Below are 16,901 nucleotides of genomic sequence, written 5' to 3'. Positions count from 1 at the left end.
ACACGCAGTCGCCAATGATCGCTCAACGTGACGGCGTGGTGGCCGTCCCCGCCCGCCCCGGCAAGGACCACGTAGATCAACATTTGGACTCGGAACGGCTCGTCGTCGTGGGCACCGACGCGGACCTCGCCGCGGTCGCGTTGCGGTTGCTGCGCAAGGAGAAGCTCGGTTCGGTGGCGCTCGGGTACGTGCCCGTCGCCGATTCGTCCACCGCCGCGCTCTGGGGGCTTTCGACCGACCAGGAGCGGGCGCTGGACGTCGCCCTGAACGGTGACGTGGATCCCGTTCCCCTCGTCCGCGACGACGTCGGCGGCGTGTTGGTGGGTCTCGGCGTGTTGTCCCCGGTGCGTGGCGTTGGTTACAGCGACGCGGACAACGTGCTGCGCGGGCAGGCGTCCAGGGTGGAGTGCACGCCCGACCCCGACGGCGGCCTCGGACTGCGGATCCGGATCGTCAACAAGCGGCTGATCGGGTCCCGGGTCAGGGAGAGCCGGCCGCGGGCGTTCCAGCTCGGCTGCCTGCCCACGACGGTGACCCTGGACGGCGTGAAGCACCCGCGTCCGATGGACAAGTGGACCTGGTACCGGCACACCGAGGACTTGAGGCTCGTGCGAGGCGTCTAGTCGTCCGCTTTTCATTCACTTGAGGGTCACTCGAAGGCATTGCGCAATTTCATAATGTGACTGAGGGTAGGTCCCGATCACTTTCCAACAAGGAAGGTCGGGACGATGTCAAAAGTTAACCGAATCATTGGTGTTTCAGTTGCCGCACTGGCACTGGCCTTTGGTTTTGTTACCCCTGCACTGGCGACACCTCCGAACATCCCCAGCACCGCCACGGCAAAGTCGGAATTAGCCGGACTGACCGTTCGCGCCGATGGTTCGATGACCGGCTATTCGCGTGACAAGTTCCCGCACTGGATCACCCAGTCGGGCGCTTGCAACACCCGTGAGGCGGTTCTGAAGCGCGACGGCACCAACGTCGTGACGGACTCGTCGTGCGCCGCCACCTCGGGCCGCTGGTTCTCGCCGTACGACGGCGCGACCTGGTCGGCGGCCTCCGACGTGGACATCGACCACGTCGTCCCGCTGGCCGCGGCCTGGCGTTCGGGCGCGTCGTCGTGGAGCACCGCGCAGCGCCAGTCGTTCGCGAACGACATGTCCGGCCCGCAGCTGATCGCCGTCACCGACAACGTCAACCAGGCGAAGGGCGACCAGACGCCCGCGACCTGGAAGCCTCCGCTGACGTCCTACTGGTGCACCTACGCCAAGATGTGGGTACACACCAAGTACCGCTGGAGCCTCAGCGTGAACTCGGCGGAGAAGACCGAACTGACGGGCATGCTCGGAAGGTGCTGATGGCGTCCCACTCCACGCTTTTCGTGGCAGGCCCCGGTGGCGTGATGACCGACGAGGTCGGCGTCGTCACCGGAGACCTCGAACTGTGCACGGAACTCTCCGAGGACGGAAAGCTCCGCGCACTGGTCCGCTACGAGGGCGCGGAGGAGTGGTACGCGATCACGGGCGGTTCGTGCGTTCTGAACGACCCTCGTGATCACGAGCAGGTGCACTCCCTTCTGCACGGCCTCCTGCACCGGCCGGAGGGCTGAGCGGCGGCAACGCCTCCATCGCCTCGCTCCTGCTCAACCCGGTCGCCTGCAACAGGTCCACGGCGACGCTGCGGATCTGGGCCAGCACGACCTTGGACGAGAACCCGTCCCCGCCGAGGCGCCGCGCGGTGAGATTCCGCGCGGCGTCCCGCACGGCCTCCCGCGTCTGCTGGGGCTCCTTGCCCTTCTCCAGCTCGTTCTTGAGGCAGTCGACGGCCTTCGCGTACTCGACGAGCACCTCTGGCACGCCGTCCGGGATCCGTTCGTCGGCCTTGAGCGCGGCCATCGTCCGGCGCGCGAGCACCCGCGTGTTGCGGATCGCGTAGTCCACCGGCCCCGCCGCCGTCTGATAGCGACTCAGCTCGTCCTTCGACCGCCACCGGATGGGCGCGATCTTCGCGATCTCACTGCCGGTCTGCAGTGCGGACTTGTAGTCGTCGATGGTGCTCTGGCTGGTCCTCAGCTCGGCCAGCACGCCGGCCGCCTTGACCGCGTCCTTCTCCTCGAGCGCCTGCGCGATGTTCTTCAGCGCCCCGCTGAGAGTGGCCGTCAACGTCTTGAGCTGCCGCTGCGCCACCGTCACCGGGTTGGCGGGGATCAACGCGGCCACCGCCAACCCGACCAGCCCGCCGGTCAGCGCGTCGATCATCCGGTCGAACCCGCCCCCGGCACTGGGCGGCAGCAACGTAGCCACCAGCACCGCGCTGCTGCCCGCCTGGAGGGCGATGACCGACCCGCCGTCCAGCAGCACCGCCGCCGACATCGCGAGCGCCACCACCAGCGCGATCTGCCAGGGCCCACTGCCGATCCACCCGATCAGCGCGTCCCCGACACCAACCCCGACCGAGACACCGACGACCAGCTCGCCAACACGCCGGAGCCGTTGCCCTAACGACACACCAAGACACACGACCGCGGCAATAGGGGCGAAGAACGGGTGCGCGTGGCCGATGACCATCGTCGCCACCAGCCAGGCAATGCCGGCGGACAGCCCGCACTGGACGATCGGCAACGCGGCCGCGCGCCACCGGCCGAACCCCCGGCCGACCGCCTCTCTGACCGCGCCCACGTCCCCACCTTCCGCTCGACCGTGCCGCCGCCAGTCTTGGGCCAACGGGGACGGGTCACAACCTGCGGAGCTGCCGGAGCCGGGCGGAGGAAGCAACATCACAACGGCCGCGAGGTGGGAGAGCGCGGCCAATCAGGACGATGGCGGCAATTCGCCCGCAAAGGAGACCGGGCTGCCCGCGAGGAATGCGGGCCGGGACGCGGCGCGGTGAGAGGCGGCGGGACGCAGGCACCGCACGATGCGGGGCGGACGCGGCGCGAGCCGGAACGTGGTGCGCGGGACGAGGCTGGGTGCGGAACGGAGCGCGGTGCGGTGCGCAGTGCGGAGGCGCGGGTGGCCTGATACCACGCGAAGCCGCAGGCGAGCCGTACCGACGGCGAAGCCGAGGCTCTTGGCTTTTGCTTTTGTCTTTAGCCAAGAAGATCCGGCGGTGGGGTCCCGTCACGAGTCGCGCCACAGCTCTTGCTGCACCAGAGCAGGGGTGTCAAACGGACACGCTTTTCGTCCGTTTGACACCCCTGCTCTGGTGTGGCCCGCTCTTGGTGCGACTCGTGACGGGACCCCACCGCCAACGCAACCACCAACGCAACAGGCAGCCGCCCAACACAAACAGGCGTGCCATCTACCTGCTCATGGCGCGGTGCCCCCCGATCAGATTGCCGGGGGTCTGGGGGCAGAGCCCCCGGAGGGAAGCACGCAAGGCAAACCCGCCGCCCGCAACGGAACCCACCAACGAACCGCGTCAGGAAAGACCCAGCGCGGCCGGCGCCTTCGGGTCCGAATCAGCCAGGAACTTCGAGCAGCGGTCCCACTCCTCGTCCTCCCCGATCTCCCGAGCCGCCAGCGCCAGCGCCGCGAGCGCCCGCAGGAACCCCTGGTTCGGCCGGTGGTCCCACGGCACGGGCCCGAAGCCCTTCCACCCGGACCGCCGCAACTGGTCCAGCCCGCGGTGGTACCCGGTGCGGGCGTACGCGTAAGCGGCAACGGGGTCACCGGCGTGCAGCGCACGCTCAGCCAGCAACGCCCAGGCCTCGGAGAAGTCCGGGTACGCGCGCACGATCTTGGCGGGGTCGGTGCCACCGTCAGCGGCGGCCTGAGCCTCCGGACGGTCGGGAAGGCGGGTCGGCTCGGGCCCGAGGAGGTTCTCAACCATGGGACCCATCGTGCCGCATGCGACGAAACGGGCTGGACGAACATCCTGCCTAGCCGAACATCTGCACCACGGCGGCCACGACGGCCAGCATCAGCACGGTGACGAGCACGCCGGCGATGATCCGCTGCTTCGTGGTGGCCTTGTAACGGTCGTCGATGTCAGAAGAGCTCATGGCCGTGCACCTTGCCGAGGCGAGGCATAGAACTTCAACCTCGTTCACTCCATCGTGCACACGAATTGGAAACATCAGGGTAAAACCAGGGGCGTTCTCCCTGTCCGAACGCCACGACCGTGCTCATGATGTGCGGATGATCCAGGGGGCAAGGGACTTCAGGACGAGGTACTGGGCGCGCGGGCTCCCGGGCAGGGAGACGCCCGCCGAGCTCACGCGGCTGCTGTACCGGTGGTGGCTGGTCGGTCTGCTGCTCAAGCTGATCGGGTCGTCGTGGGACGTGAGCTGGCACTTCAAGTGGTTGCGCGACGATCTCGCGCCGCCGCACCTGATCAACACGGTCGGCACGGTCATCGTGGTGGGGCTCACGCTGTTCCACACGTTCACCGGGTACGGCGGGGACCGGCTGACGATCCGGTTGATGCAGGTGGGGTCGGGGATCTTCCTCATCGCGCTGCCGATCGACGTGATCAACCACCGCATCAACGGGCTCGACATCACGAGCTGGAGCGGGTCGCACGCGCTGCTGTACCTCGGTACGGCCGTGATGCTCGCCGGCGCGATCCGCGGGTGGATGAAGTACTACCCCCACGACCGCACGCGGACGGTCGGGCTGGCCGCGCTGTGGTTCTTCTTCCTGGAGAACGTCTGGTTCCCCAACCAGCACCAGGAGTACGGCGTGCGCGCGTTGCAGGCCTACGACAGCGGCCGCGCCGAGGCCGAGCCGATCCTGCTCCAGTTCGCCGCCGACCAGCTCGGCGTGCCGGTCGGGCGGGAGGCGGTGGTGCACTTCGCGCTGCCCATCGCGGACTGGGTCTACCCGGTGTGGGGGCTGGTGGCCGCGGCGCTGGTGCTGGTGGTCGCGCGCCGGACGATCGACCGGAGGTGGGCCGCCACGGCGGTGGCCGCCGGGTACGTCGCCTACCGGTGCCTGATCTGGCCGTTGCTGGCCGGGATCGACTTCCCGAAGTCCGCCGTGCCGTTGTTCCTCGTGCTGGTCGGGCTCGTGATCGACGCGGTGCACGCGCTCGAGGTGCCGACGCCCGCGAAGGCCGTGCTCGGGTCGGCGGCGGTGACGACGGTCGGGTACGTCGGGATCTGGTTCCAGCAGGAGTACCTGTGGGGGCCGCCGATCTCGTTCTCGTCGGCGGCGGTCACGGCCGTGCTGCTGGCGGTGCTGTGGACGGCGGGGGACCTGCTGAGCCGCCGGCCGCAGCTGCTCGGGTCACGCCTCGAGCTGGGCTGACAGCCTCGTCGTGATCCGGCCGAAGAGGTCGGCCAGCGGCTCGCCGACGTCCCGCCCGAACTCGGTCAACCCGTAGGTGACCTGGGGCGGGGTCGTCGGCTCCACCCTGCGCCAGATCAGGCCGTCCTCGACGAGCCCGCGCAACGTCTGGGACAGCATCTTCTCGCTGATGCCGCGGATGCTCTCGCGCAGCTCGAAGAACCTCAGGTCGTTGGCCTGCAGCGAGATCAGCACCCAGATGCCCCAGCGGCTGGTGACGTGATCGACCATCTCGCGCGCCGGGCAGTCGGTGTGAAACACCTCATACCGCTCCGTCGCACCGGACCGCGTGAACTGAGTTCCGACCGTCACGTCCGGAGCTTACCTCCAGGTACGTCCTTACGAAAAGTAAGCCCTGTTCCTAGCGTCGCCACCACAGACGACGAAGGAGCTGGACATGATCGTGGTGACCGGGGCGACCGGGAACATCGGACGACCCCTCACGAGGGCGCTGGCCGAGGCGGGCGAGCAGGTGGTGGCCGTGTCGCGGCACGAGGCGGCGGTGCCGGCGGGCGTGCGGCACGTCCGCGCCGACCTCGCCCACCCGGAAGACCTCCCCCTGAACGGCGCGAAGGCGTTGTTCCTGCTGCTGTCCGGCGACCTGCACGCGGTGGACGCCCACCCCGCGGCGTTGATCGACCAGGCCGCGCGGCACGGCGTGGGCCGAGTGGTGCTGCTGTCCTCGCTGGGAGTCCGGACCAGGCCGTTCGGCACGACGCGGATCCTGATGCGCGGCCTGGAGGACCGGCTGCGGGAGTCCGATGTGGACTGGACCGTGCTGCGGCCTGGCGGGTTCGCCTCGAACGCCCTGTGGTGGGCCGAGTCCGTGCGCGCGCGACGGACGGTGGCCGCGCCGTTCGGGGACGTCGGCGTGCCGGTCATCGACCCGGCGGACATCGCCGAGGTCGCGGCGGAATGCCTGCGGGGCAACGCGAACGGCGTCCTGGAACTCACCGGCCCTGAGGTGGTCACGCCGCGGCAGCAGGCGGAGGCGCTCGCGGCCGCGCTGGGCGAACCCGTGCGGTTCCACGAGCTCACCCGCGCGGAAGCCAAGGCGGGCATGGAGAAGATGATGCCGGGTGAGCTCGCCGACGACACCCTCGACATCGTCGGCGCGCCGACCCCGGACGAGCTGGCGGTGAGCCCGGACGTCCGGAGGGTGCTCGGCAGGTCCCCGCGCACGTTCGCCGAGTGGGCGGCACGGCACGTGGAAGCCTTCCGCTGACACGAAAAGGCCCCCGGCACGAAGCCGGGGGCCTTTCACCGAGCCGAAGAAGATCAGCCCGCGATCATGCGGCCCGACGACTTGAGGTGCTCGCACGCCTGCGCGATGCGGGCGCCCATGGCCGTCTCGGCGGCCTTGAGGTAGCTGCGCGGGTCGTAGGTCTTCTTGTTGCCGACCTCGCCGTCGATCTTCAGCACGCCGTCGTAGTTCGCGAACATGTGCGCGGCGATCGGACGGGTGAACGCGTACTGCGTGTCCGTGTCGATGTTCATCTTGATGACGCCGTACGACACGGCCTCGTGGATCTCCTCGAGCAGCGAGCCGGAGCCGCCGTGGAAGACCAGGTCGAACGGCTTGGAGCCGGCCGCGAGGCCGAGCTTCTCCGCCACGACGTCCTGGCCCTGCTTGAGGATCTCGGGACGCAGCTTCACGTTGCCCGGCTTGTAGACGCCGTGCACGTTGCCGAAGGTCGCGGCGAGCAGGTAGCGACCCTTCTCGCCGGCACCGAGGGCCTCGACGGTCTTCAGGTAGTCGTCCGCCGTCGTGTAGAGCTTGTCGTTGATCTCGTTGTCGACGCCGTCCTCCTCGCCACCGACGACGCCGACCTCGATCTCCAGGACCAGCTTGGCCTTGGCCGAGAGGTCGAGGAGCTCCGAGGCGATCTGGAGGTTCTCGTCCAGCGGCACGGCGGAGCCGTCCCACATGTGCGACTGGAAGAGCGGGTTGCCGCCCTTGTCGACGCGCTCCTGGCTGATGGCGATCAGCGGACGCACGTACCCGTCGAGCTTGTCCTTCGGGCAGTGGTCGGTGTGCAGCGCGATGTTCACCGGGTACTTCGCGGCAACGACGTGCGCGAACTCGGCGAGCGCGACGGCACCGGTCACCATGTCCTTGACCTTGGTGCCCGAGGCGAACTCGGCACCGCCGGTCGAGACCTGGATGATGCCGTCGCTCTCAGCCTCGGCGAAGCCGCGCAGAGCCGCGTTGAGCGTCTCCGACGACGTGACGTTGATGGCGGGGTAGGCGAACTCGTTCGCCTTGGCCCGGTCCAGCATCTCCGCGTAGACCTCGGGAGTTGCGATGGGCATCGGTGGTCCTCCTCAGGCGCCCTGAACGGGTGTCAGCCCGCATCCTACGAGGCGGTGTCACGGGGCCGCGCCGGTGGCCGTCCTCACAGAGGGATCGATCAAGTACCAGCTGACCAGCCGGTCCGCACTACTCGCCAGTACGGCGGATAGTGGTGGACATGGCAACCGCTCAGTGGAACGGCAAGATCATCGCTTCGAGCGACGACACCGTCGTGGTCGAAGGCAACCACTACTTCCCGCTGGGGTCCGTCGACCCGGCCGTGCTCAAGCCGACGGACCACACCTCGCACTGCCCGTGGAAGGGCGACGCGAACTACTACTCGCTGGTGGTCGACGGCTCCGAGAACACCAACGCGGCCTGGTACTACGCCGAGCCGAAGGACGCGGCGAAGCAGATCAAGGGCCACGTGGCGTTCTGGAAGGGCGTCGAGATCAGCGCCTGAGCCCGAGCGCCGACGCGAGGTCCGCGTAGTGGCCGTTCAGCGACTGGACGGCCACGTGGTCGGCACCGGCGTCGAGGTGCGCCTGGAGTTTGGCGGCCACCTGGTCCGGCGTGCCGTGCGCGACCAACGCGTCGATGAGCCGGTCCGAGCCCTTCACGTCCTCGTCGCTGAAGCCGTAGCGCTTCCAGTTGTTCGTGTAGTTGGTGAGCGTGAAGTAGTAGGAGAGCTGCTCACGGGCGATGGCCCGCGCGGCCACCGGGTCCGCCTCCACGACGGCGGTCACCTCGGGGGCGAGCAGCTTGTCGCCCAGCACCTCACGTGCGGCGGCGGTGTGCTCCACCGGCACCAGGTACGGGTGGGCGCCCGCGGTCCGGTCGGCGGCGAGCCGCAGCACCTTCGGGCCGAGCGCGGCGAGCACCAGCCGGTCGGCCGGCACGTCCAGCGCGTCCAGGTACGACACGAGCTTGTCGTAGGGCTTCTCGTAGGCCTGGTCGAGCTGGCGGTGGCCGACGCCGACGCCGAGCAGCAGCCGGTCGCTGTCCAGCCGGGCGAACGCGGCGGAGACCTCGTGCGGGTCGGACTGCCACACGTTGACGATGCCGGTCGCGATCGTGATCGAGCCCGTGGTGGCCAGCGCGTGCTCGATCTCGGCCACGCCGGGCGAGGCGCCGAGCCAGAACGTGCCGAAGCCGAGCTCCTCGATCTCGCCGATCCGCCCTGCCCACGCCTGGTGCGCGCCCCAGACCCCGAACGTTCCCAACATCCGAACTCCCGTTCTCGTGAAGGACTACCGTTCGCAGTATGCCGATCTTGAGCTCCACTGACCTGACCGTGTCGAGGCTCTGCCTGGGAGGCAACGTCTTCGGCTGGACCGCCGACGAGAACCAGTCGTTCGCCGTGCTCGACGCCTACCTCGCCGCGGGCGGGAACTTCGTCGACACCGCCGACGTGTACTCGGCCTGGGGCGACGGCAACTCGGGCGGCGAGTCGGAGACGATCATCGGCCGGTGGCTGGCCGCGCGCGGCAACCGCGACGACGTCGTGGTCGCCACCAAGGTCGGCATGCTCGCCGGCTTCGACAACCAGAGGCGCGAGACGGTGCTGACCGGCGCCGAACGGTCGTTGAAGCGGCTCGGCGTGGACCACGTCGACCTCTACTACAACCACCGCGACGACCCGGACACGCCGCTGGAGGAGACGCTCGCCGCGTACGACCAGCTCGTCCGCGACGGCAAGGTCCGCTACGTCGCCGCGTCCAACTTCTCCGCCGAACGGCTCGCGCGGGCGTTGGAGATCCAGGAACGCGAGGGCTTCGCGAAGTTCGTGGCGTTGCAGCCCGAGTACAACCTGGTCAGCCGCGCGAAGTTCGAGGGCGACCTGCAGGACGTCGTCGCGTCGCACGGTCTCGCGACCCTGCCGTACTGGGGCCTGGCGCGCGGCTTCCTGACCGGCAAGTACCGGCCGGGCGTGGAGGTCGAGAGCGCACGGGCCGGCGCCGCGTCGCAGTACCTCGACGAGCACGGGTTGCAGGTGCTGGAGGTGCTCGACGAACTGGCCGAGACGCACTCGACGACCGTCGCCGCGGTCGCGCTGGCATGGCTCGCCCAGCAGCCGACGATCGCCGCGCCGATCGCGTCCGCGCGCACGTTGGAGCAGCTCAGCGACCTCACGCCGGTGCTGACCCTGGAGCTCACCCAGGCCGAGGCGGACCGCCTCAGCGCAATTTAACTTGCCAGTAGCTTACCGGGAGTAGGTTGCGTTACCGTGACGGCATGGACGTCACGGGCAAGGTGGTACTGATCACCGGCGCGGCCAGGGGCATCGGCGCCGAGGTGGCGAGGCAACTGGCCGCGCGCGGGGCTCGCCTCGCGCTCGTCGGGCTGGAGAAGGCCCAACTCGAAGAGGTCGCGCGGCAGACCGGCGGCAAGGCGTGGGAAGCCGATGTCACCGACTGGGACGCGCTCGACCGCGTGATGAACGAGGTCGCCGCCCACTTCGGCGGCATCGACGTGGTGGTGGCGAACGCGGGCATCGCGGCCACCGGGTTCGTGCGCTCGATGGACCCCAAGGCGTTCGAACGGGTCATCGAGGTCAACCTGCTCGGCGTGTGGCGCACGGTCCGCACGGCGTTGCCGCACCTGATCAAGAGTCGTGGCTACTGCCTGGTCGTGTCGTCGCTCGCGGCGATCGTCCACATCCCCGGCAACGCGGCCTACTCGGCGGCCAAGGCCGGCTGCGAAGCGTTTGCGGACAGCCTGCGCGCCGAGGTCAGGCACCTGGGCGTCGGCGTCGGCACCGCCTACTTCTCGTGGATCTCCACGGACATGGTCAACAGCGCCGACGAGCACCCGGTGTTCGGGAAGCTCCGCCAGGGCATGCCGGGGCTCGCCAGCAAGAAGTACCCCGTCCGCAACGTCGGCAGGGCCGTGGTCAGGGGCATCGAGAAGCGGTCGAAGGCGGTCCACGTCCCGGGCTGGGTCGGCGCGCTGAAGTACTTCCGCGCGTTCACGCCGCTGGTCGTGGACCGCCAGGCGGTCGCGGAGATCGCGGACGCCGACCGGCAGATGGCCGCGAGCGACACATCAGGCCTGGTCGGGCCCGGCGGGCAGGCTGCTAGTCGTTGAGCCAGAGGCCCATCAGCGGGGACCACTCGCGGATGCGCCACTCGGTGACGTTCGCGGACGAGTACGGGTCGGCGGCGATGACCTCCTTCAGCGAGGCCTCGTCCGCCGCCTCGTAGACGATCAACGCACCGGTGTCGTCCGCGTACGGGCCTGAGGCGAGGACCACTCCCTTCTCGACGAGGGAGGCGAGGTACTCGCGGTGCTCCGGGCGTACCGAGAGACGCTTCTCACGGTCGGGACCGAACACCAATTCGACAGCAAAGCGGGCCATGCCACCACCGTAGTGAAGCTGACCGGTACCGTCCTACCTTGTGGTTGGCGAAGAAACCCCGCGCACCGTGCAGGACACCCTGACCAACCTGCGAATCAAGGACGGCGTCGCAGGACCTCCCACAGGGCCCCTCACGCTCGAAGACCTGTACAAGCAGCACCGCATGCGCCTCGTGAGGCTCGCGCTGCTGCTCGTGGACGAGCCGTCGACCGCTGAGGACGTCGTCCAGGAGGCCTTCACCGGCCTGCACCGCAACTGGAAGGGCCTGCGCGACTCCCAGGCCGCCGTCGGCTACCTCCGCACGGCCGTGGTCAACGGTTCGCGCAGCGTGCTGCGCCGCCGCAAGACCGCCCGCGACTACACGCCCCCGCACGTGGCGAACGCGCGGTCGGCCGAGTCGCTCGCGATGCTCACTGCGGAGCACCAGGCCGTGGTCAAGGCGTTGCAGCAGCTCCCGCCACGCCAGCGCGAGGTGCTCGTGCTGCGCTACTACGGCGACCTGTCCGAGGCGGAGATCGCCGAGGCCACCGGCATCTCGAAGGGCACCGTGAAGTCCACGGCGTCCCGCGCGCTCGACGCCCTGCAGAAGATCATGGCGGGCTGACCACGCGCGGTGACCGTCCAGGTCGTCCTCGGTTAGTAAGCCAACTTTCCCGTTTCCCCAGCTGACGCCGATTTGCCCGTTGCGGGCGGTTTCAGCTCGTAAGACCACGCGCCCAAATCGGTACTTGGTATAGACCAATAGGCCACCTATGCCGCAGGATCAGTTCCCGTGGCACGCAGACACGTGGTCGCCGTTGACATCGGTGGCACCGAAACCAAGGCGGCGCTCGTCTCCGGCACCTCGGAGTCGGTGGCGGCGGTGAAGCACGCTCGCCGGGCGACGCCCGGTGAGCTGGAGCCTCTGCTCGACGTCATCGCCGAGCTCGTCGAGGAGCTCAGCAACGCCTCCGAGCACGAGATCGACGCCGTGGGAGTCGTGGCGCCGGGCATCGTGGACGAGTCCAGGGGCGTCGGCGTGTACACGGCCAACCTGCCGTGGAGCCAGTTCCCGTTCGCCACCGTCCTGTCCGAACGGCTGGGCGTGCCCACCGCGTTCGGTCACGACGTGCGGGCCGCGGGCCTGGCCGAATGCCGCATGGGTGCCGCCAGGGACCTGAGCAACGCGGTGATCATGCCCATCGGCACGGGCATCGCCGGCGCGCTGCTGCTGAACGGGCAGATCTTCGCCGGCGAGGGCTACGCGGGCGAGATCGGCCATGTGAACGTCGGCCACGGCGTGCCCTGCGCCTGTGGCCAGATCGGCTGCGTGGAGACAGTGGCGTCCTCCGCGGCGATCGCCCGCCGGTACACCGCACGTACCGGCACCCCCGTCAACGGCGCCGCTGAGGTCGCGCGCAGGGTCCGTGACGGGGAGCAGGACGCCGTCGCCGTGTGGCACGAGGCCGTGGACGCGCTCGCCAGGGGGATCCTGGTGCTGGCGACGCTGCTCGGTCCTGAGGCCGTCGTGCTCGGCGGTGGGCTCGCACTCGCAGGAGACCTGCTGGTGGAGCCCCTGAGGGAAAGGCTGGACGGGCTGATCGCCTTCCAGCGCCGACCGGAGCTGCGGCTCGCGGCGCTCGGCGACGAGGCGGGCTTCCTCGGCGCGGCGCTGCTGGCCATCGACACGCTGGAGGCGTGATGAGCACGTGGGGTGGACCAGTCGACGTGACCCTGACCGGTGGTCGGGTCGTCACGCCGGAGGGGGTGCTCGAGAACGGGTGGGTGAGCATCTCGGGCGGCCGGATCGCCGCCGTGGGAGAGGGCGCCGCACCGGACGGCCCGACGACCGATGTCGCGGGCGGCACGATCGTGCCGGGCTTCGTGGACATCCACTGCCACGGCGGTGGCGGCGACGCGTTCACCAGCAGCGACCCGGTGAAGATCCGCAAGGCGGCCGCGGCCCACCGCAGGCACGGCACCACGACGTTGCTGGCCTCGCTGGTCTCCCGGCCGGTCCCGGAACTCGCCGACCAGGTCTCGGCGCTCGCCGAACTGGTCCAGGAGGGCGTCGTCGCGGGCGTGCACCTGGAGGGCCCGTTCCTCTCGGCGGCCCGCTGCGGCGCGCACGACCCGGCCATCCTCTGCCCGCCGGAGCAGACCGCCGTCACCAAGCTCCTCGACGCGGGCAAGGGCACCGTCCGCATGATCACCATCGCCCCCGAGCTGGAAGGCGCGGTCCAGGCCGTCCACCAGCTCGTGGACTCGAACGTGATCGCGGCCATCGGCCACACCGACGCCACGGAGGCGCAGGTCCGACCGGCCGTCGACGCCGGAGCGTCCGTCGCCACGCACCTCTTCAACGGCATGCGCCCGCTGCACCACCGCGAGCCGGGCCCGATCGGCGCGTTGCTCGACGACGAACGCGTGACCGTGGAACTGATCTGCGACCTCGTCCACCTGCACCCGACCGCCGTCCGCCTGGCCGCCCGCCACGCGGGCCTGAAGCGCACGATCCTGATCACCGACGCCATCGCGGCGGCGGGCGTGGGCGACGGCGTGTACGACGTCGGCGGCCTCGAGGTCCGAGTCGTCGACGGCGTTCCAACGTTGGCAGGAGGCGCCGCGCTCGCCGGCAGCACCCTCACGATGGACATGGCGTTCCGCAACGCCGTCAACTCGTGCGGCCTCACTCTCGTAGAAGCCGCACACGCCACTTCGACCCGGGGCGCCGAACTCCTCGGCCTCGACACCGGCAAGCTGCAAGCCGGGCTGGCCGCGGACCTGGTAGTCCTGGATGCAGAATTGAAGCCCCGGGACGTGATGGTCAAGGGCGAGTGGGTGAAGGACTAGGTGCATGGCAGACGATCCGGAACGACTGGTCACCGACGCTCTGAGAGCACAGGCGACCAGCACAAATGCCGGATTTGCCGTACCTGTCCGTTTTGACGACGAGCCCCCGGCACCCATGTCCGCGTGGTGGGTGCTGGGCCTCGCGCTGCTCCTGGGCCTGGCCGCAGGCACGGTGGCGGCGGTGATCACGCTCGGCTGACCTGTACCGTTGGGCGCGTGACGATTGCATTGGGCCCTGACTGGCTGGACCCCACCGTTCTGCTGAACGGGCTCGGCCCGTACATGCTCATCGGGTTGTGCCTCATCATCTTCGCGGAGTGCGGGCTCCTCGTCGGCTTCTTCCTGCCGGGCGACTCCCTGCTGTTCACAGCGGGCCTGTTCGTCGCCGCGGGCACCATCGACACCCCGCTCTGGCTCGTCTGCGTGCTCCTGACGGTCTGCGCCTTCGTCGGCAACGTGGTCGGCTACTACATCGGCGTCAAGGCAGGCCCGGCCCTGTTCAGCAAGCCGGAGTCGAAGATCTTCAAGAAGGAGTACGTCGACAAGACGCAGGAGTTCTTCGACAAGTACGGCGCCCGAGCCATCGTCCTCGCCCGCTTCGTCCCCATCGTCCGCACCTTCATCACCGCGATGGCGGGCGTCGGCAAGATGGACCCGAAGAAGTACTTCACGTACTCGGCCATCGGCGGCGTCGCCTGGGCGGCGGGCCTGACGATCCTCGGCTACTTCCTCGGCCAGGTCTCGTTCATCAAGAACAACCTGGAGATCACGCTCCTGGCCATCGTCTTCCTGTCGATCGTGCCGATCATCATCGAGGTGATCAAGGCCCGCAAGGAGAAGAAGGCGCTCGTCGAGGCCGAGGCCGACGACATCACGCAGGTGATGCAGGCGCAGGTGCAGCACGACGACGCGACGCAGGTCATCCCGCGCGTGGAGCGCTGACCGCACGACCAGCACACGAAGGCCCGCCCGCTCCGAGAGCAGGCGGGCCTTTTGCTTGCGGGAGGCATGCTGCCGCAGGGGTCCCCTCGGATTCAGGCTCCCCCGCGACCCAACGTACCGAGAGGGTCTGACAGTCCGGAGTGGTCAGCCGAGCAGCAACGGGGGCGTTGGCGGCAGGGGCGGAGGCCGAGGCGGCGGGCACGGAGGCACGGAGGCACGGAGGCACGGAGGCACGGAGGCGGCACCCAACCGCAGCCGCCAACGCAAGCCAACCACCGTCTCGGCCCGGCGCGCGGTGCCAACCGGACAGCCGTCAACGCAAAGCCAACCACCTACGAGGCCTGGTACGCGATGCCGCAGGCGAGCCCGAACGGGCTGATCCCACTCCGGTCAGCGGTACAACCCATCGACTGCGATTGGGGCTTGACTTTGGGTGCGAGGTGCTACCACTAGTGGCTCGGCCGGGCCTCTTTTCAGCCCGGCCTTTTCCGGTCCGACAAGCACCTCGCAAGGGCCCCGAAGTCAAGCCCCAATCGCCACCCACGCGCTTCGGCAGGACCCGCGCAAGCACCCTCGCAACCGCAGCCCAACCAACAAAACGCAACCAACCCCGCTGGAAACGCAACCCACCCCGCCGCAACAGGAACCACACCAACGAAACCGGCACCGAGGGGCCAATAGGACCGGTTTCCACCCTCAACCTTGCGGCAAACCGGACACCACCCCTAGCCTCCAACTGGTCTGGACCACCGGGGAGGGCCAAGAATGATGTCGTTGTTCCGCAAGGGTTTCGCACTGACCCTGACCGCCCTAGCAGTCGCAGCAGGCACAACCACACCGGCAGAAGCCACCCCACCCAAGATCGTCGGCGCCTACTACGGCAACTGGTTCAGCGGCTCCAAGCCCATCTCCCAGATCCCGTCCAACACCCCCATCACCCACCTCTTCTACGCCTTCTCCACCATCGAGAACGGCAAGTGCACGATGCCGGCCGAAACAGCCCAGAAGGACTTCGCCGACATCCGCGACCTCAAGCACCGCAAACCAAGCCTCAAAGCCCTGATCTCCCTGGGCGGCTGGGGCGCAGGCGGCTTCTCGGACGCAGCACTCACCGAATCCACCCGCAGCACCCTCATCAGCTCCTGCAAGGCCCTGTTCTTCCAGGACGGCACCTTCGACGGCATCGACATCGACTGGGAGTTCCCGGTCTACGGCGGCCCGACAGAGATCACCGACCGCCCGGAGGACAAGCGCAACATGACGTTGCTGACCAAGGACTTCCGCAAGGCGCTCGGCCCCAGGAAGCTGGTCACCGCCGCCCTCCCGGCAGGCCGCCTCCAGACCGACGGCCCGTACGACCCGGCGAAGTCCTTCGAGCTGCGCGAACTGGCGCGCACCATGGACTTCATCAACGTCATGACCTACGACCTGGGCACCGGCTTCTCGCCCGTGGCCACGTTCAACGCCGGTTTCCGCGAGGTCGCCAACGACCCGATGCCGCGCGAAGACCGCAAGTGGAACAACGTCGTGGGCGCCATCAACTACTACGAGCGCCACGGAGTGCCCGCACGCAAGATGGTGCTGGGCGTGCCGTTCTACGGCCGCGGGTTCAACGTGAAGGCCGAAGGGCCGCAGCACGGGCTCTACCAGGCGTACGACAGCGCGTTCTGGGTCGACGGGTACGACGAGGTCAACGCCCTCAAGGCCGCGCCGGGGTGGAAGGAGTACTGGCACCCCGTGGCGCAGTCGCCGTGGTTGTACAACGCGGCGGAGAAGAAGTTCGTGTCGTTCGAGAACCCGCGGTCCATCAAGCTCCGTGCGGACTACGCGCGCGCACGCGGGCTGCTCGGCACGTTCATGTGGGAGCTGGGGCACGACGACGCGCAGCACTCATTGCTGAAAGCCATGTCCCGCTAGTGCACCGGCTGGAAGACCGGATCGCGTTGCTGCGTCAGGCTTTGAGGAGCCCGATCGCGTGGCAGGTGGCGGCGGCCCTGAAGTACGTCGGGGACACGTTGGAGCCCGAGCACCGCGCGGCGCTGGTGCCCGACCTCGTCGAGCTCAGCGCCAGCCCGCTGTGGGCGTCCGACGCGAGGGAAGTGCTCGAAAGGATTTGAGTCTCCCGTTGCGTCAAGGTGTTCGCAAGCAACCCGAGATGCACGACCACGGCGAGGAGATCCTGGTCGGC

At 68.9% G+C, this 16,901-nt stretch carries 22 protein-coding genes; 15 read left to right on the top strand and 7 right to left on the bottom strand.

Features of this window, described 5'->3' with window-relative positions:
* Positions 1-14 precede the first annotated feature (14 nt).
* The 3 genes from ACQEU1_RS27975 to ACQEU1_RS27965 all read left to right on the top strand — a co-directional run bounded on the left by ACQEU1_RS27975 (position 15) and on the right by ACQEU1_RS27965 (position 1,609).
* On the top strand, positions 15-623 hold the full coding sequence (locus tag ACQEU1_RS27975; protein ID WP_433207811.1) for a hypothetical protein: 609 nt from the start codon (positions 15-17) through the stop codon (positions 621-623).
* 105 nt (positions 624-728) lie between these two features.
* Positions 729-1,358 (top strand): HNH endonuclease family protein, encoded by a 630-nt coding sequence (locus ACQEU1_RS27970; protein ID WP_433207808.1) that lies wholly within the window; start codon positions 729-731, stop codon positions 1,356-1,358.
* Positions 1,358-1,609, top strand: coding sequence for a hypothetical protein (locus ACQEU1_RS27965; protein ID WP_433211821.1), 252 nt, complete (start codon positions 1,358-1,360; stop codon positions 1,607-1,609). The genes ACQEU1_RS27970 and ACQEU1_RS27965 overlap by 1 nt, the downstream gene beginning before the upstream one ends.
* On the opposite strand, the gene ACQEU1_RS27960 is transcribed toward ACQEU1_RS27965, so the two are convergent.
* The 3 genes from ACQEU1_RS27960 to ACQEU1_RS27950 form a co-directional block, all read right to left on the bottom strand.
* On the bottom strand, positions 1,518-2,678 hold the full coding sequence (locus ACQEU1_RS27960) for an FUSC family protein (RefSeq protein WP_433207805.1): 1,161 nt from the start codon (positions 2,676-2,678) through the stop codon (positions 1,518-1,520). The genes ACQEU1_RS27965 and ACQEU1_RS27960 overlap by 92 nt on opposite strands.
* Before the next feature lie 742 nt (positions 2,679-3,420).
* Positions 3,421-3,831, bottom strand: a complete 411-nt coding sequence (locus tag ACQEU1_RS27955) for a DUF3151 domain-containing protein (RefSeq protein ID WP_433207802.1) — start codon at positions 3,829-3,831, stop codon at positions 3,421-3,423.
* 49 nt (positions 3,832-3,880) lie between these two features.
* A complete protein-coding gene (locus ACQEU1_RS27950; RefSeq protein WP_433207799.1) occupies positions 3,881-4,003 on the bottom strand; it encodes a hypothetical protein in 123 nt (40 codons plus the stop codon).
* 136 nt (positions 4,004-4,139) lie between these two features.
* Between ACQEU1_RS27950 and ACQEU1_RS27945 the strand changes: the two genes are divergently transcribed.
* On the top strand, positions 4,140-5,249 hold the full coding sequence (locus tag ACQEU1_RS27945; protein ID WP_433207796.1) for a hypothetical protein: 1,110 nt from the start codon (positions 4,140-4,142) through the stop codon (positions 5,247-5,249).
* On the opposite strand, the gene ACQEU1_RS27940 is transcribed toward ACQEU1_RS27945, so the two are convergent.
* The gene (locus tag ACQEU1_RS27940; protein ID WP_433207793.1) at positions 5,229-5,600 is read right to left on the bottom strand and encodes a winged helix-turn-helix transcriptional regulator; all 372 of its coding nucleotides are present in this window, start codon (positions 5,598-5,600) and stop codon (positions 5,229-5,231) included. The two genes, ACQEU1_RS27945 and ACQEU1_RS27940, sit on opposite strands and share 21 nt — an antisense overlap.
* A gap of 85 nt (positions 5,601-5,685) precedes the next feature.
* Between ACQEU1_RS27940 and ACQEU1_RS27935 the strand changes: the two genes are divergently transcribed.
* Complete coding sequence (locus ACQEU1_RS27935) at positions 5,686-6,513, top strand: SDR family oxidoreductase (RefSeq protein ID WP_433207790.1); 828 nt, start codon at positions 5,686-5,688, stop codon at positions 6,511-6,513.
* Positions 6,514-6,566: 53 nt separating this feature from the next.
* On the opposite strand, the gene fbaA is transcribed toward ACQEU1_RS27935, so the two are convergent.
* Complete coding sequence (fbaA, locus tag ACQEU1_RS27930) at positions 6,567-7,601, bottom strand: class II fructose-bisphosphate aldolase (protein WP_433207787.1); 1,035 nt, start codon at positions 7,599-7,601, stop codon at positions 6,567-6,569.
* Between the two features lie 158 nt (positions 7,602-7,759).
* On the opposite strand from fbaA, the gene ACQEU1_RS27925 reads away from it, so the two are divergent.
* Positions 7,760-8,044 (top strand): DUF427 domain-containing protein, encoded by a 285-nt coding sequence (locus tag ACQEU1_RS27925; RefSeq protein WP_433207784.1) that lies wholly within the window; start codon positions 7,760-7,762, stop codon positions 8,042-8,044.
* Here ACQEU1_RS27925 and ACQEU1_RS27920 read toward each other — a convergent pair.
* Entirely contained in the window at positions 8,034-8,807 is a 774-nt protein-coding gene (locus tag ACQEU1_RS27920) for a TIGR03620 family F420-dependent LLM class oxidoreductase (protein ID WP_433207781.1), read from the bottom strand. The genes ACQEU1_RS27925 and ACQEU1_RS27920 overlap by 11 nt on opposite strands.
* A 38-nt stretch (positions 8,808-8,845) precedes the next feature.
* Between ACQEU1_RS27920 and ACQEU1_RS27915 the strand changes: the two genes are divergently transcribed.
* Together ACQEU1_RS27915 and ACQEU1_RS27910 are read left to right on the top strand one after the other, a co-directional pair.
* Positions 8,846-9,772, top strand: coding sequence for an aldo/keto reductase (locus ACQEU1_RS27915; protein ID WP_433207778.1), 927 nt, complete (start codon positions 8,846-8,848; stop codon positions 9,770-9,772).
* Between the two features lie 44 nt (positions 9,773-9,816).
* A complete protein-coding gene (locus ACQEU1_RS27910) occupies positions 9,817-10,668 on the top strand; it encodes an SDR family oxidoreductase (RefSeq protein WP_433207775.1) in 852 nt (283 codons plus the stop codon).
* On the opposite strand, the gene ACQEU1_RS27905 is transcribed toward ACQEU1_RS27910, so the two are convergent.
* Positions 10,658-10,939, bottom strand: coding sequence for a YciI family protein (locus ACQEU1_RS27905; RefSeq protein WP_433207772.1), 282 nt, complete (start codon positions 10,937-10,939; stop codon positions 10,658-10,660). The two genes, ACQEU1_RS27910 and ACQEU1_RS27905, sit on opposite strands and share 11 nt — an antisense overlap.
* 40 nt (positions 10,940-10,979) lie before the next feature.
* Here ACQEU1_RS27905 and ACQEU1_RS27900 point away from each other — a divergent pair, with 40 nt between their 5' ends.
* The 7 genes from ACQEU1_RS27900 to ACQEU1_RS27870 all read left to right on the top strand — a co-directional run bounded on the left by ACQEU1_RS27900 (position 10,980) and on the right by ACQEU1_RS27870 (position 16,830).
* Positions 10,980-11,543 (top strand): SigE family RNA polymerase sigma factor, encoded by a 564-nt coding sequence (locus ACQEU1_RS27900; protein WP_030477748.1) that lies wholly within the window; start codon positions 10,980-10,982, stop codon positions 11,541-11,543.
* Between the two features lie 168 nt (positions 11,544-11,711).
* Complete coding sequence (locus ACQEU1_RS27895) at positions 11,712-12,620, top strand: ROK family protein (protein ID WP_433207768.1); 909 nt, start codon at positions 11,712-11,714, stop codon at positions 12,618-12,620.
* Positions 12,620-13,771: an N-acetylglucosamine-6-phosphate deacetylase gene (gene nagA, locus ACQEU1_RS27890; RefSeq protein ID WP_433207765.1), complete on the top strand. Its 1,152-nt coding sequence runs from the start codon at positions 12,620-12,622 to the stop codon at positions 13,769-13,771. The genes ACQEU1_RS27895 and nagA overlap by 1 nt, the downstream gene beginning before the upstream one ends.
* Before the next feature lie 4 nt (positions 13,772-13,775).
* Positions 13,776-13,970 carry a hypothetical protein gene (locus ACQEU1_RS27885; protein WP_285637138.1) on the top strand — a complete coding sequence of 65 codons (195 nt, stop codon included), beginning with the start codon at positions 13,776-13,778 and terminating at the stop codon, positions 13,968-13,970.
* Between the two features lie 23 nt (positions 13,971-13,993).
* Entirely contained in the window at positions 13,994-14,713 is a 720-nt protein-coding gene (locus ACQEU1_RS27880; RefSeq protein ID WP_433211818.1) for a DedA family protein, read from the top strand.
* 765 nt (positions 14,714-15,478) lie between these two features.
* On the top strand, positions 15,479-16,630 hold the full coding sequence (locus tag ACQEU1_RS27875; protein WP_433207761.1) for a glycoside hydrolase family 18 protein: 1,152 nt from the start codon (positions 15,479-15,481) through the stop codon (positions 16,628-16,630).
* The gene (locus ACQEU1_RS27870) at positions 16,630-16,830 is read left to right on the top strand and encodes a hypothetical protein (protein WP_433207754.1); all 201 of its coding nucleotides are present in this window, start codon (positions 16,630-16,632) and stop codon (positions 16,828-16,830) included. Before ACQEU1_RS27875 ends, ACQEU1_RS27870 begins: the two co-directional genes overlap by 1 nt.
* Positions 16,831-16,901: the final 71 nt, after the last annotated feature.

This window comes from Lentzea sp. CA-135723 (genome assembly GCF_050936595.1).
GTDB lineage: Bacteria > Actinomycetota > Actinomycetes > Mycobacteriales > Pseudonocardiaceae > Lentzea.
This window is presented reverse-complemented; position numbering and strand designations above follow the sequence as displayed.

Bases quoted from the DNA above. Each gene is read 5' to 3' on its own strand.
- ACQEU1_RS27975 (WP_433207811.1), top strand. From the start codon at position 15: ATGATCGCTCAACGTGACGGCGTGGTGGCCGTCCCCGCCCGCCCCGGC.
- ACQEU1_RS27970 (WP_433207808.1), top strand. From the start codon at position 729: ATGTCAAAAGTTAACCGAATCATTGGTGTTTCAGTTGCCGCACTGGCA.
- ACQEU1_RS27965 (WP_433211821.1), top strand. From the start codon at position 1,358: ATGGCGTCCCACTCCACGCTTTTCGTGGCAGGCCCCGGTGGCGTGATG.
- ACQEU1_RS27955 (WP_433207802.1), bottom strand. From the start codon at position 3,831: ATGGTTGAGAACCTCCTCGGGCCCGAGCCGACCCGCCTTCCCGACCGT.
- ACQEU1_RS27950 (WP_433207799.1), bottom strand. From the start codon at position 4,003: ATGAGCTCTTCTGACATCGACGACCGTTACAAGGCCACCACGAAGCAG.
- ACQEU1_RS27945 (WP_433207796.1), top strand. From the start codon at position 4,140: ATGATCCAGGGGGCAAGGGACTTCAGGACGAGGTACTGGGCGCGCGGG.
- ACQEU1_RS27935 (WP_433207790.1), top strand. From the start codon at position 5,686: ATGATCGTGGTGACCGGGGCGACCGGGAACATCGGACGACCCCTCACG.
- fbaA (WP_433207787.1), bottom strand. From the start codon at position 7,601: ATGCCCATCGCAACTCCCGAGGTCTACGCGGAGATGCTGGACCGGGCC.
- ACQEU1_RS27925 (WP_433207784.1), top strand. From the start codon at position 7,760: ATGGCAACCGCTCAGTGGAACGGCAAGATCATCGCTTCGAGCGACGAC.
- ACQEU1_RS27920 (WP_433207781.1), bottom strand. From the start codon at position 8,807: ATGTTGGGAACGTTCGGGGTCTGGGGCGCGCACCAGGCGTGGGCAGGG.
- ACQEU1_RS27915 (WP_433207778.1), top strand. From the start codon at position 8,846: ATGCCGATCTTGAGCTCCACTGACCTGACCGTGTCGAGGCTCTGCCTG.
- ACQEU1_RS27910 (WP_433207775.1), top strand. From the start codon at position 9,817: ATGGACGTCACGGGCAAGGTGGTACTGATCACCGGCGCGGCCAGGGGC.
- ACQEU1_RS27905 (WP_433207772.1), bottom strand. From the start codon at position 10,939: ATGGCCCGCTTTGCTGTCGAATTGGTGTTCGGTCCCGACCGTGAGAAG.
- nagA (WP_433207765.1), top strand. From the start codon at position 12,620: ATGAGCACGTGGGGTGGACCAGTCGACGTGACCCTGACCGGTGGTCGG.
- ACQEU1_RS27885 (WP_285637138.1), top strand. From the start codon at position 13,776: ATGGCAGACGATCCGGAACGACTGGTCACCGACGCTCTGAGAGCACAG.
- ACQEU1_RS27875 (WP_433207761.1), top strand. From the start codon at position 15,479: ATGATGTCGTTGTTCCGCAAGGGTTTCGCACTGACCCTGACCGCCCTA.